This window comes from Legionella sp. 39-23, assembly GCF_001897665.1.
GTDB classification, from domain to species: domain Bacteria; phylum Pseudomonadota; class Gammaproteobacteria; order Legionellales; family Legionellaceae; genus Legionella; species Legionella steelei.
Window position 1 is genome coordinate 189,310 of the sequence record NZ_MKTO01000006.1, and the last position, 14,217, is coordinate 203,526.

The window sequence follows — 14,217 nt, forward strand, 5'->3', positions numbered from 1 at the left end:
TTTGCGTATTTTTTTATCAATTTACTATAATTGAACTACTAAGGACTAAAGAGCGCACGATGATCATCTTGATGAGTGACAGCAAAGAAAATGAAGCGGCTGCAGCCAATTTACAACACCTTACTGCTTTTGATGTCATGAAATTAAGCCAACCTGCTGACCTAAGCAAAACTACGGAACAACTTCTATTGGTTGATGTGGATGCAGATGATAAATTTTTGCGCTACCTTGAGCCAGTAAGTTTGGCGGAAGTGCTATTAAAACGCCAGTTATCAGCTCAGGTGCGTTCGGTTGTATTTCTTATTTCTGATACCAATAAACACAAAAACTTGTTTGAATTTGCCAGACCCTTTCTTGCCCGTTTAGAAGGAGCCTTTAAGCATCCAGTAATCGCATATATCCCTACGGATTTAAATTATTATTCCACACTACTCATGGCGCCTCGTAAAACCAACTTAAATTGGCAAGTCTATGGCATAAACATTGATGATTTTCCCAAGGACACATCATTCAATTTAGAGTTATTTCAAAGGCTAGAAGACAAACATTTGTTATGGGAAGGGCCTAACATATTGGAATGGATTACTACCGGGCAAAAGGCGATTAGCAGCAGCCCCGTCGTTGCAGAAAATATTCGCTTTGGTTTGTAACGTTGACTGCAATATTCTACCCCAAACAATCTCATCAACTTATATGTAGCCTGGGCGAAGGTCCACAGGACCGTAACCCGGGTTCCACTTCGTTGCACCCAGGCTACATGTGCTTTTATATTCAACACTTATTGTTTTAATAACTCTCTGATCATGTAGCACAAAATTCCCCCATGCTTGTAATATTCCAATTCATTTAAAGTATCGATACGTACCAGAAGATTCACTTCGGTTTGGTTTCCGTCTGCACGTTGTATCGTCGCATTGATTGACATTTTGGGTTTCATATTTTTGGTTAATCCAGTTAACGCAATGCGTTCGTAACCCGTAATACCTAATGTTTTGCGGGTGACTCCCACGGGGAATTCCAATGGCAAAATTCCCATTCCTACCAAATTAGAACGATGAATCCGCTCAAAACTCTCAGCAATTACGGCCTTAATACCTAAAAGTTGCGGGCCCTTTGCAGCCCAATCACGTGAGGACCCAGTACCATATTCTTTCCCGGCAATGACGACTAGAGGAACATGTTCCTTGTCATAACGCATTGCAGCATCATAAATGGAAAGCATTTCCTCGCTGGGTACATGCTTAGTAAAACCACCCTCTACATCAGGAAGCATTTCATTTTTGATGCGTACGTTAGCAAACGTGCCACGCATCATGACCTCATGATTACCACGTCGCGAACCATAGGAATTAAAATCCTTTGCGGCAATCCCTTTGGAGAGCAAATATTTTCCAGCAGGGCTATCTGCTTTAATAGAACCTGCAGGGGAAATATGATCGGTGGTGATGTTATCACCAAATACGGCAAGAATGTGTGCCTCGGTAATATCATTGATTTTTTCAGGCTCAAGCCTCATGTCATTAAAAAAAGGAGGATGCTGGATATAGCTTGAACTCGCTTGCCATTCATAAGTTTCAGATTCTGGAATGTTCATTGCTTGCCATGCTGCGGAACCATGAAAAATATGAGCATAAGTTTCTGCAAACATGGTTTCTGTTATCATTGCTGCTGTGTGCGCTATTTCACTATTCGTTGGCCAAATATCTTTTAAGTAAATGGGCGCTCCAGATGCATCCGTACCCAGCGGATCTTTTGCTAAGTCAATTGCCGTTGTGCCTGCCAAGGCAAATGCAACAACCAGCGGTGGAGAGGCAAGCCAATTGGCTTTAACTTGGGGGTGTATACGTCCTTCAAAATTGCGATTACCCGATAAAACTGCAGAAACAATCAAATCATGCTCAGATACTGCTTTGGCTACCGCCTCAGGCAATGGCCCTGAGTTGCCAATACAGGTGGTACAACCATAACCTACTAACCCAAAACCCAGTTGATCCAAATAGGGCTGTAAATTTGTTTTTGCCAAATAGCGAGTCACCACTTGCGAGCCAGGGGCAAAAGAAGTCTTAACCCAAGGTTTACGGGTCAAACCTTTAGCTACAGCTTTTTTGGCTAATAAGCCGGCGGCAATCAGTACATCAGGATTGGAGGTATTGGTGCAACTGGTAATAGCGGCTATGACCACATCCCCATGATGCAATGCATAGTTCTCCGTCGTTGGAAACGCTTGCGTTTTTTCTGCCTCACGATGGCTATCTATAAGTAACTGATTAAACGTATCCTGCAGTTGTGATAATTCCACTTGATCTTGTGGCCGTTTGGGCCCTGCAAGACAGGGTTTAATATCGGCTAAATCTAAGGTAACCACTTCTGTAAATTCAGGATCGGGTTGTGTTGCATCATGCCATAAGCCTTGAGTTTTGGCGTATGCCTCCACCAATGCAATTGTTTGGGCATCACGACCGCTTAAGCGTAAATAATCCAAAGTGGCTTCATCAATGGGGAAAAAACCACAAGTAGCGCCATATTCTGGTGCCATATTACCTATGGTTGCTCGATCCGCGATGGATAACTCATGTAAACCAGGTCCAAAAAATTCAACAAATTTACCCACCACACCTTGCTGGCGCAGCACATGGGTCACTGTAAGTACCAAATCGGTTGCTGTAACTCCTTCACGCAATCTGCCAGATAAGCGTACGCCAATGACTTCGGGAATTAACATGGAAATAGGTTGCCCCAACATGACCGCTTCGGCTTCGATACCACCCACCCCCCAGCCCAAAACACCAAGCCCATTAATCATCGTCGTATGACTGTCAGTCCCCACTAAAGTATCGGGGTATGCCTGATTGTTGCTGCCTTTTTTCTGGGTCCAAATCACTTTGGCCAGATATTCCAAATTCACTTGATGACAAATTCCAATGTTCGGTGGCACAACCCGGAAGTTTTGAAATGCTTTTTGCCCCCAGCGCAAAAATTCATAACGCTCAGAGTTCCGCTCCATTTCCATACTCGCATTCACAGTGTACGCCTTTGGGGTATTAAACTCATCGACTTGTATGGAATGATCAATCACTAAATCAACTGCTGAGAGCGGATTGATTTTTTCAGGACTTCCTCCAAGTTTTTTAATTGCCGCACGCATAGCCGCTAAATCAACAACCGCAGGCACACCGGTAAAATCTTGCATTAATACCCGTGCAGGGCGATAGGAAATTTCACGATCGGATTTTTTTTGTTTGAGCCAATCAATCATTGCATGAATATCATCTGTATTCACCGTAATTCCATCTTCATGACGAATTAAATTCTCTAATAAAATTTTAAGGGTGAAAGGAAGTTTAGATAAGCCATTGAGCCCCATTTTTTCTGCAACTGGCAAACTAAAATAATGATATTCAATGCCATGAACCAGCAGCGTTTTTCGTGTTTTTTCATTAAATTCAAGCGGTAAAAACACATCAACATGAGGTTTAATATCCGTATGGCTGTGATTATGCGATACCCATGCAGGGGGATCACTTGCAGGGAAAGACTCTTGAGAAGCCTCATCAATTTGATCCGATATAAATGGAGTAGTGGTGGCTGTTTTTTTAGGCTTTTTCTTCCCTGAGGTTTCTTTCATTTTCAATTCCATTGAAATCATATGTTATTTCACTATAGCTCATTTTTTATCCACAAAGGGCAACTTCAAGGCAAACACCTCGGTTTTAACCTATACTTTTAAACTGTAGTGTCACAGAATTAGGTGTAGAAAATGGCTTATGACGCAGTAGACCTCCCCCCAGAAAATTATGAAAACATTATCAAAGAATTAGATGAACTAATAAAAAAAATGGAAGGATCAATTGATATTCTCCCTGAAGAACAGCAACCGGAGCTCCTCTCTGTTTTGGATGCCCTAGATGATGATGTAGCCGAATTAAGTGAAATCCACGAAGGCAGGAAAGAGACAACCATTGCAGATGAAAAACTCCTTGAATTGGATCTTCAATCCGCTATACGTACGCTTCTTGCTGAATTTCGTCCCACTAAAATCGGGGATTTGCAGTTGCGGTGTCAAAAATTGATAGAGCATCATGGTTTTACACAATTTCAAGAAACAGTTGATGCATTGTTAGTTCAGAGCGAGCAGTTAAAAAATCAGGAATTGAGAGCCATGAAGCATATCAATCGATACCTGATGAATAAAATGATGGATACGTTTGTTGCCATCACCGCAGAAGGATCAAACACTTTTGCTAAAAGCATTTTAAATGCGTTTAGCTTGAATCAGTATTATCGAGAAAAAGCGCTTGAAGCAGAAAAAAATGATAGTCCACAAGCTCAGGAACAGGCCATCAAAATGGTGCAGATGGAAGCAGCACAAATAATAGCGGAAATAAAACAACTAGAGCTGCCTGAGGAAGAAGAGAATAAGTTGATTGAACAAACCAATAAGGAAGCCACCGAACAAATCACTGAAATTCAACAAAGAGCCAAAAACATGGCCATCAAAGTAGTACAGACTGAAACAGCGCAAAAAATCGCGGGAATAAAGCAACAAGGATTGCCTAAGGAAGAACAGCAGCAGTTGATTGAACAAGCTATCAAAGAATCTGCCGAACAAATCACAGCGGTGACACAGATGGAAACCATACCCTTGGATTATTATATCCGAGCAGAGCGCCAACTGTTCCAAGAGCGTGTTCTTAAAGCAGCAGAAGAAGATGGATATCAAAAAGCGAAAAAACTGACCATCAAAGCAATTCAAACTGAAACAGCGCAAAAAATAGAAGGCATAAAACAACAAGGGCTACCTGAGGGAGAACAGCAGCAGCTGATTGAACAAGTGAACAAGGAATCTGCTGAGAAAGTCGCTGCGGTTGAGCAAATGCAAACCATGCCATTGGATTATTATATTGAAGCAGCACGTCGAAAGATATTACAAGACTCTGCACGTTCACGCGCCCTTTTTCAAAGCTATGATAAAGTAGTGGATTCTGTAGTCCAAGATATTCTATCGAGAAAATCAATCGACGAACGAACCATAGTGATGGAGCGCTATCTTTTCATGGCCGAAAAACTGATGACGCAAAAAAATTATGATGCAGCATTCCAAATTCATGGGGCATTACAACAAACTCCAGTCTATCGTTTGGCAAAAACCAAGGAAGGATTATCACCTCATGCACAAAAAATTATCGAAAGACTCAATGAGCTACAGGATAATTCAAAAAATTATGCAGCGCTTAGAGGCCGTTGCGAGCGTGAAAATGCATACATTCCTTTGAACTTCACCGTGACTGATATTACATTCGCTACGGATGATGCCAATCCATTTATTTTGGATAGCAAAGGAAAAATCGTTAGGGGCTGTGAAAAGTTACCCGGAATGGAAAAAATAATTGCCAACTGTGTTAAAGCAGCTGCAACCACTATTGCAGATGCGCCTGATCCCACTCTATCTGGAGAAATAGAAGGCCACCATCAGCAGTTAGCCACAAAAAATAAAAAAAATGTTGAAAATGAGCTATATGATGTCTCGCAAAAGCATGAACCCCGAAATGCACCTCCTGAAGCCAGTAGCATACTTTCTAAGTCAAAGTTAAAAAAATTAATTCATTTAGGAATAATAGAACCGCCCAAAAGAAGCGAACAAACACGAAAATTAGAGGATGCTATTCACGATTTAAAAGAACGGATACAAGGTCGATTGGAGCACTTAAAACACTTGGTAGTTCACTATGAAGATAAAGTAAAAACGCAACTTTCTGCTCTGGTAGACAAGATGCAAAACGCCATTACGCCTCTTTTTGAACGAATAGGTGCCTCATTAAAAGAGTCTTTTCAAAATGCCAGTCAGCGATTTCGCTCGCTGATGCAGTCTTCCAAAAAAGAACAGGAAAATGAAGATAAGGAAGGTGAACACCCCCATTTTTAAGAATAGGCAAGGCCGTGCTTGACTTTAAGCGAGATGGCCATGATATAATCAACTTAACCCGATAGCGAGAGATTTTAGAACCAATGCTAACAGCATGGGGAGCATCCTGAAATCGGCGTTGTGCAAGCCCACCTTGTAGTGGGAAGCCTGAACCGATACATCCGCTACCCACTTGAACCTCAGGGTTCATAATCCATGTCTGTCGGGCTCCTTTCATGTGCTCCAATTTGAGTGCAATCAGCCAGTTACTTCATTAATTGCTCTTTTAATAAAAAATACTCATCTCTAACCTTGGCTGCCGCTTCAAACTCCATGTTTTTTGCATGCAAGTACATTTGTTTTTCCAAAGTATTAATGTGTTTCACTAATTCCTGAGTTGACCAATGCAAATATTCTGGACTGGGTTCTGCAACCGCAATGTTGCGTTTTCCTTGATAAGCACCTTCCATAATGTCGGTTATGGACTTGTTAATCCCTTTAGGTATGATTCCATGTGCCTCATTGAATGCTTTTTGCTTTTCACGTCGTCTGTCGGTCTCTTCGAGCGCTCTTTGCATAGAACCAGTGATCTTATCCGCATAAAGAATGGCACGCCCCTTCATATTTCGTGCCGCACGCCCTATAGTCTGAATCAAAGAGCGATCAGAACGTAAAAAGCCCTCTTTATCTGCATCAAGAATAGCAACTAAAGCAACTTCGGGCATATCCAAACCTTCACGTAATAAATTAATCCCCACCAAAACATCAAAGACGCCCAGGCGCAAGTCACGAATAATTTCAACGCGCTCCACCGTATCAATGTCTGAATGTAAATAGCGTACTTTAACACCATGTTCATTCAAATAATCGGTTAAATCTTCGGCCATCCGTTTCGTGAGTGTAGTCACTAACACCCGTCCATTTTGTTGGACCACCAGACGAATTTCAGACATTAAGTCATCAACTTGCGTGCGCACAGGGCGAATTTCCACTTCGGGATCCACAAGACCAGTCGGACGCACGACCTGTTCTGCAACATTATCTGAATGCTCTTTCTCATAAGAACCAGGAGTTGCGGAAATATAAATCGTTTGGGGTGAACGCGCTTCAAACTCCTCAAAGCGTAGCGGTCGATTATCAAGGGCCGACGGCAGTCTAAAACCATACTGTACCAACGTCTCCTTACGCGAGCGGTCACCGCGGTACATGCCGCCAATTTGCGGTACAGTAACGTGAGATTCATCAATAATCAGCAGCGCCTCTTCAGGCAAATAATCAAATAAAGTTGGCGGTGGTTCACCTGCTCCCCGCGCCGATAAATAACGGGAATAGTTTTCAATACCGGAGCAATAACCCAATTCCAACATCATTTCCACATCAAAATTAGTGCGTTGCTCCAAACGCTGGGCTTCGAGTAATTTATTTTGTTCATTAAATTCAGCCAGGCGCTCTTGTAATTCTTCTTTGACCCAATCTACGGTTTGCAAAATACGATCACGAGGCGTCACATAATGAGTTTTAGGGAAAATAGTAACACGGGGAAAACGGCGCAAAATTTCACCCGTGAGTGGATCAAATTGCGCAATGTTTTCGACCTCATCATCAAATAACTCAATACGTATGGCATCACGCTCTGAATCTGCAGGAAAAATATCGATAATATCGCCATGCACGCGGAACTGGCCACGCTCCAGGGATAAGTTACTGCGGGTGTACTGCATTTCAGCAAGTCGCCTTAAAATTTTACGCTGATCGGATTGTTCTCCACGGGAAAGATGTAATACCATACGTAAATAGGAATCAGGATCACCCAAACCATAAATTGCAGATACGGTTGCGATGATAATCGCATCTTTACGTTCAATTAAGGCTTTGGTTGCAGACAAACGCATCTGTTCTATGTGCTCATTGATAGAAGAATCTTTTTCAATAAAGGTATCTGAAGCAGGCACATAAGCTTCTGGCTGATAATAATCATAATAGGAAACAAAATATTCCACCGCATTATCGGGAAAATATGCTTTAAATTCGCCATAAAGCTGAGCAGCAAGCGTTTTGTTGGGCGCCATAATCAAGGCAGGACGACGCATGGATTGAATAACATGTGCTATAGTAAAGGTCTTGCCCGAGCCAGTAACCCCTAACAGGGTTTGTTTGGATAAACCAGACTCCAAGCCTTCAATTAATGAGGCAATGGCAGCCGGCTGGTCGCCAGCAGGCTTGTAATCGGCATATAGTTTAAATAAATCTTTCATATCTTATTAGTATATCTCACAGGAGCAACAAATGGATATCGCATTAGCAAAACGCGTGCAAAAAGTTAAGCCTTCACCTACTTTGGCCGTAGCAGCAAAGGCTACCCAAATGCGTGCTCAAGGCCATGATGTCATTAATTTAGGTACCGGCGAACCCGATTTTGACACACCCAACTACATTAAAGAAGCCGCTATTGCTGCCATTAATAAAGGGTACACCAAATATACTGCTGTTGATGGCATACCTGAACTTAAAGATGCGATTAAAAACAAATTTAAAAAAGATAATGGTCTTGATTATCAGCCCAATCAAATTTTAGTTTCCGTGGGTGGCAAACAAAGCTGTTACAATCTCTGCCAGGCCCTGCTTAATCCAGGTGATGAAGTCATTATTCCTGCGCCATACTGGGTCTCTTATCCTGATATGGTGTTATTGGCTGAAGCGACTCCGGTTATCATTTCTACAACTCCGGCACAACGGTATAAAATCAATGCCGAGCAACTTGAAAAAGCCATCACCCCCAAAACACGACTAATCTTCTTAAATAGCCCATCCAATCCATCGGGAGTAGCATACACTCTAGATGAGTTGAAAGCATTGGCTGAAGTCTTGAAAAAACATCCGCAAATTATTATTGCGACCGATGATATGTACGAACATATCCTTTGGAGCCAACCCTTTGCAAACATTCTGAATGCATGTCCTGAATTATATGAGCGCACTATTGTATTAAACGGCGTTTCCAAAGCGTATGCGATGACTGGCTGGCGTATCGGTTATGCAGCAGGTCCTGCCCCCTTAATGAATGCGATGAAAACCATCCAGTCCCAATCAACATCCAATCCTTGTTCTATTGCACAAAGAGCCGCTGTCGCCGCACTAACAGGTGGAAATGAGAGCGTCGTAGAAATGGTTAAAGCCTTTCGCGAAAGACACGACTTTGTCGCTTCCAGATTGCAAGAAATACCCGGAATAGAAGTGATTCCCGCTGATGGTACCTTTTATATTTTCCCAAATGTACAAGCAATCATTGAAACGCGCGGTTATATCAATGATCTTGAATTCTCTGAAGAATTACTCGTTAAGGAAGGGGTCGCTTTAGTACCTGGATCTGCATTTGGCAATGAAGGCTGCATCCGTTTATCCTTTGCAACCAGCATGGACATATTAAAAGATGCCTTAAACCGCCTACAACGTTTTTGCAGTTAAGCTCCACCATTACTTCTTCCCCCCAAGGGGGAGAAGGTGCCCAAAGGGCAGATGAGGGGGGCAAAAACCCCATCAATAAGCAGATTTTAAAAAATTATTCTTAAATCTACTTGACCCTCAATCAGAATCGTTTTAAGATTCCGACCCTATTCCCCGGTAGCTCAGTCGGTAGAGCGGATGACTGTTAATCATTAGGTCACAAGTTCGAGTCTTGTCCGGGGAGCCACTTCCAGTCTGGGTTTTGGCGAAATTCAATCAAACCTTAAATTTTACGTGTCGAACATGTGTCGAAGTTTGAAGTAAGATACTGGGCTCTTCCCCAAATCAGGGGACACTAATCAAGAATACAAAACTTTGGACGGATTTTTCAGATATGTCATTTGCATACCAATGATGAAATGTCATTTAGTGTTATAAATTCAACTTTAGATAAATGAGCATTATTAATAAAACCCATTGGGACTAATCTATTAGTTACTACCAGTGCCTTAATCTCAATTATCTGTTGGGTTATCCCTAATTTCGAACATACTGTGTCAATATTTTTATTTAACCAATCTACCCTGTTAATATGTTTGGTGAGTTTATCATCATTGTTTGACGGGTCGCCCCTAAATTTTGAAAGTAAACGGCCAATGTCTCGTGCTGTCCGGCACATTTTTAACCGCTTACATTCTAAAGCATAAATTTTATTACTATGATTACTCCAGACTAAAACGTCAACATCCCCGAGTTTAGAAGGCGCGCCAAAAAACTCCATTTTTACTGAGTGCTTAGAATTCCATTGGTTATCTAAACAAATATTATGCACTAACTTTTCAAATTCATTTCCTAATTGCTCTGCTTTAGCACCTAATAAACTCTTCATTCTTTTACTATCAAATATTGAGCTATCTATCCAGCCTTGCTCGATACCAGAAAAAATATTACGAAATGAATTTTCAATAAATTGAATACCATAAATTAACTTTGATTGCTTAAAATCTAATTTATTTTCAATCAAAATTACTGGTTGAAATGAGAGCGATAATTTTCGTTGGAAACGCCATGGAAAATTACTATCTTGATTAGTTGATTCCCAAACAGTCCTAGGTGTAAAACAGAACCTACTAACAAACGACTTAACAACTTGTAAATTTACTGTATCTTTCAATTTATCTAAAAGTGATCCTACTGAAATCTCTACTACTGCTAACTTTTTTCTTTCAGAAAAATAAATTAAAGCTTGAAAAATTTTTGTAAAATCACTTAATTGAATTTGATATTCGTTGTAAAAAGCTTCTTCAAACTCAAAAAGATCTCCTTGCTCCAAATAGTTAATATGATCACTGTATAATTCATTATATTCTTTTTCTGAAATTTCAAATGTATCTAAAAAATAACCAGTTAGATATTCATTCGTTACTGAAATTAACTCATTTAAATCCATAGAAATAAGTCCGTTGTTATGAATTCGGACTTGGCAGGAGTCATTTAAATTATAATGAATTGAATCAGAACTGTTTGCATATGAATACATCTCTGAAGCTAATGCCATAAGATGGTCAATATCTGATTGAGACGCCTCTTTACAATCTTGTGTAATTGGACAAAGTGACATCTCTATCAATATTCTACAACTTATAGACGTAATTGCTCTAAGAGACTCCTCTTTAGATGAGGCTAAGAGACCATCTTCGCCATAATCAATTACTATAGACTTGGATGTATTTTTTAAGCGTCTTGATTCTAAAGACAGAATTTCTATATTTTTTAATAAGTTAAATACTAATGAAAATGAATTATATTGCCGGATATTTTTTTGCAATTCTTTGAACAAAAATAACCATATTTTGTCAAATATAGTTTTACAATCTTGAGAGTTATCTATGATTTGGGGAATCCTTGATATCCCTATTTTTCTTGCCAATCCAAGATTGATTTCAGAAAGATCTTCTTGTTGTATAAGAAATTTTCTATTTTTACTGAGGCTTTTGTATGCGATTTCAAAACTTAGTTCTTTGACTCTAATAAAATGTATGTGGCGCGCATACTCACTAGGAAAAATTTTACTTAAAATATTTTCAATGTCTGTTTTTCCAAGATCTTTTCCTATTAAAAAAAATAATGCTTTTAAACACTCTTGGAGCAATAACTTTTCGCCAGTATTTACCGGCTTACCTAATTCCAATAATAGTTGTCTTTTTAAAACAATAATAATTTTCTTATTTATCTTGTCAACTTTAGTGTCAAACAAGTTGCTATTATTAATATTTCTCGTACTTGCCCATTCTTCTGGATGCTCAAAAAATAATTGAATACTTATCTGATCAAAATTTCTTGCCTTCAATTCTCCACAAAAAATATAAGAGCTCTGAAAAAGTTTATTAAGAATGCTCTCCCATAAATGATACGATAAATCTTTCAGCTCATTTGAAAATGACTCTCCATTAATTGCCAACCATATTCGCGCTCCATCAATCTTGACTAATCCAAGGAGAATATCTAATTCTAATGCATCCTCAGCAACGTAAATATCTAAATTTTTATTTTTTTCATATATATTATTTTGCATCAAACGAACTACTTTACTATATGCTCCATCTTTAAATGCTCTTACAGAGTGGGCATCTTGTATTTTTCTTTTTTCAATGCAATATACCGCCGAGACATCAGCACTAAGTGTAATCATACTTGTTTGTGATGCGGGATACTCACAATCAGAAGGAGCTAGTAAATATCCATTTTGAACCCAATATGCATATTCATTAGTAAATTTATCTGGATTAATTAGATTAATTCCATTTCTCAATAAATTTTCTTTTGAACGTAAGTATTTCCAAATCTTTAATAATTGATTAGATCCGTCCTTTGGAAAAAACTGAAATTCAGCGATTGACAATGAACAAATATACCAATTATTTTCTAATGGTTTGTCTAACTCTAGATATAACCCTTGAGTATAACCACAGGGTATTATCAGAGTTAATCCACCACCCAATCCAAAACTATTATATAAGTAACTAGAAATACTTCTGATTCTTTGATTGATAAAATTTTCCTGCTGTTCATTAAACGAATATGGAGTATTAAAGTTATTAACGTTAAATTTGCTTAAATCTTCATTCAGAATAATCACGTGACAAAATTTGTTTGTATCAAATTCTAAGACAAAATCATCAATCATTATCACATTTAAATTTGGAGATGGCAGAAGACAAATTCTTGGATAATAAGCGTTAAATTTTCTTATAAGCTCTCCTTGAAGTATCTTTCTTGTGCGGGCTTTACTTATGTCGACGTGTAATTCTCTTAATCTATTTTGCTTATTTACGTTTTCTACGAAATATAAGCATAACGAATAACATATTGCTGAGGGGATAAGTAGCATCATTTTTCCCTGAGCTGTCTTAAAAAAAGGATATCTATGTAATCTACCTGTATCTTTTAATTTATTTAAAGGTGAAATGAAATTTTCAAAGAAGGATAAATTTATTTTAAATTTATTTAAGTCGCTATCTTTTATATATAAGGATCTTCTTCGTATTTCTAATTTATTTTTCTTCGGTATATGAATTTTTTTTTGGGCAGAACTTTTTCCATAACACCAACGTTCCAAATTAAATTTATCTGCCAATTTTTCACTTAAAAGCAATAGATAGTACATTTCTTTAGCAACATGCCCATATTTACTGGGATGAGTTTCACAAAGTTCAATTATTTCCTGCAAAAAATAATCAATACTCGTATGAAGACCTGTAAAAACTCTAAAGCTTCCATGTCTTGAGTTAATATTTGAGATAAAGACATCCTCATGAGGGCCTTCCATATGGATATGAAAAATTTTTTTATTGTTAATAGTTTTTTCAAGACAATTGTAGGAGAATTTTTTCTTTCCATCACAATACATTAATCCATATAATATTAACTGCTCAATTCTGTATTGATTCTCTTGATATTGAGGGTAAGTTAATAAGCTACTTAACCAAGAAATTGTACTTTCTACTTCATAATTTTTAAAATATTTTTGTGCTACATCATCAAGGTTCGTTGATTTAAACATATTTCCAAGCACTCAGATATCCATGATTTATTGAGAATATTTTAGCCTAGTATTGACATAAAATCTTTTAACGTACGTAGCCACCCAGCTGCTAGCAGCAGGGAACAAGCATTTATTTATTGCAGACTAACAAATAATGAAAGGGACAAATGGGACTTATGGGAATCTCATCCAGCATTGGGTTATAACCGCCCCACCTTAAAATATCATTGTGGGGCTTAAGGGACATTTTGAGGTTAAGTCAGAGAAGATTTTTCTTCTTTAATCACAAATACTTTGCCCCTCTAAGAAAGATTTAAATAATCAGAATAGATTCTCAGGATTCCGTAGGACTAAAAGTAAAACTGGGTATTGGGGTTGACAGTTTCTTCTTCAATGGCCTTTCAACCAACAACTTCGCTCGATCAATTAAATCATTTCGAGAATACCCTGGCTTTTGGCCATTCAGGTATTTCAATACGTATAAGCGGAACGTATTGTAAGTTGCAGTGAAGCGTCCCTCATCCCTAAGCGTTTCCCAGATGATGGTAATCGACCATCCTTTTTCCAAGGCTTCGGATATGTCTTCACATAACGCAAGAAATTCCACTTTATTTTTTCTGGTGTTCGTTCTTTGTTGGCTCTGTTTAGAAGTCATTATGTTTTCTGTTAAGGATTTTTTCATGGTATCTACTCTCCATATTATTGGTTATTCAATCCTTTGCGTTTTATCGTTTATTTCTATTTATTTTTGACCTTTTCGGTCACTGGTAAAGCCCTTTTGGTAATTTTCGGTAATTTATTATTTATTTTTGTTTATTCATGATTA

The 14,217-nt window shown here is 38.6% G+C and carries 7 protein-coding genes, 1 tRNA gene and 1 other RNA gene; 5 read left to right on the forward strand and 4 right to left on the reverse strand.

Annotation, left to right across the window (positions count from 1 at the left end; all coding sequences use genetic code 11):
• The first annotated feature begins 59 nt into the window (after positions 1-59).
• Positions 60-650, forward strand: a complete 591-nt coding sequence (locus BGO44_RS03495) for a MurR/RpiR family transcriptional regulator (RefSeq protein WP_273198043.1) — start codon at positions 60-62, stop codon at positions 648-650.
• A 128-nt stretch (positions 651-778) separates the two neighbouring features.
• On the opposite strand, the gene acnA is transcribed toward BGO44_RS03495, so the two are convergent.
• Positions 779-3,625, reverse strand: coding sequence for an aconitate hydratase AcnA (gene acnA, locus BGO44_RS03500; protein ID WP_273198042.1), 2,847 nt, complete (start codon positions 3,623-3,625; stop codon positions 779-781).
• A gap of 132 nt (positions 3,626-3,757) precedes the next feature.
• On the opposite strand from acnA, the gene BGO44_RS03505 reads away from it, so the two are divergent.
• Together BGO44_RS03505 and ssrS are read left to right on the forward strand one after the other, a co-directional pair.
• The gene (locus BGO44_RS03505) at positions 3,758-5,923 is read left to right on the forward strand and encodes a RasGEF domain-containing protein (RefSeq protein WP_273198041.1); all 2,166 of its coding nucleotides are present in this window, start codon (positions 3,758-3,760) and stop codon (positions 5,921-5,923) included.
• Positions 5,924-5,975: 52 nt separating this feature from the next.
• Positions 5,976-6,136, forward strand: a non-coding RNA gene (ssrS, locus tag BGO44_RS03510) — 6S RNA.
• A 32-nt stretch (positions 6,137-6,168) separates the two neighbouring features.
• On the opposite strand, the gene uvrB is transcribed toward ssrS, so the two are convergent.
• A complete protein-coding gene (uvrB, locus tag BGO44_RS03515; RefSeq protein ID WP_273198039.1) occupies positions 6,169-8,157 on the reverse strand; it encodes an excinuclease ABC subunit UvrB in 1,989 nt (662 codons plus the stop codon).
• Positions 8,158-8,188: 31 nt separating this feature from the next.
• Here uvrB and BGO44_RS03520 point away from each other — a divergent pair, with 31 nt between their 5' ends.
• Together BGO44_RS03520 and BGO44_RS03525 are read left to right on the forward strand one after the other, a co-directional pair.
• Entirely contained in the window at positions 8,189-9,367 is a 1,179-nt protein-coding gene (locus BGO44_RS03520) for a pyridoxal phosphate-dependent aminotransferase (RefSeq protein WP_058511340.1), read from the forward strand.
• Between the two features lie 150 nt (positions 9,368-9,517).
• Positions 9,518-9,593 (forward strand) — tRNA-Asn (locus tag BGO44_RS03525).
• 150 nt (positions 9,594-9,743) lie between these two features.
• Here BGO44_RS03525 and BGO44_RS03530 read toward each other — a convergent pair.
• Positions 9,744-13,421 carry an anti-phage protein Upx-like protein gene (locus BGO44_RS03530; protein WP_273198038.1) on the reverse strand — a complete coding sequence of 1,226 codons (3,678 nt, stop codon included), beginning with the start codon at positions 13,419-13,421 and terminating at the stop codon, positions 9,744-9,746.
• Between the two features lie 304 nt (positions 13,422-13,725).
• Positions 13,726-14,073 carry a TraK family protein gene (locus BGO44_RS03535; RefSeq protein ID WP_131795550.1) on the reverse strand — a complete coding sequence of 116 codons (348 nt, stop codon included), beginning with the start codon at positions 14,071-14,073 and terminating at the stop codon, positions 13,726-13,728.
• Positions 14,074-14,217: the final 144 nt, after the last annotated feature.

Excerpts from the sequence above, each read along its gene's own strand:
- BGO44_RS03495 (WP_273198043.1), top strand. The coding sequence starts at position 60 with ATGATCATCTTGATGAGTGACAGCAAAGAAAATGAAGCGGCTGCAGCC.
- acnA (WP_273198042.1), bottom strand. The coding sequence starts at position 3,625 with ATGAAAGAAACCTCAGGGAAGAAAAAGCCTAAAAAAACAGCCACCACT.
- BGO44_RS03505 (WP_273198041.1), top strand. The coding sequence starts at position 3,758 with ATGGCTTATGACGCAGTAGACCTCCCCCCAGAAAATTATGAAAACATT.
- uvrB (WP_273198039.1), bottom strand. The coding sequence starts at position 8,157 with ATGAAAGATTTATTTAAACTATATGCCGATTACAAGCCTGCTGGCGAC.
- BGO44_RS03520 (WP_058511340.1), top strand. The coding sequence starts at position 8,189 with ATGGATATCGCATTAGCAAAACGCGTGCAAAAAGTTAAGCCTTCACCT.
- BGO44_RS03535 (WP_131795550.1), bottom strand. The coding sequence starts at position 14,073 with ATGAAAAAATCCTTAACAGAAAACATAATGACTTCTAAACAGAGCCAA.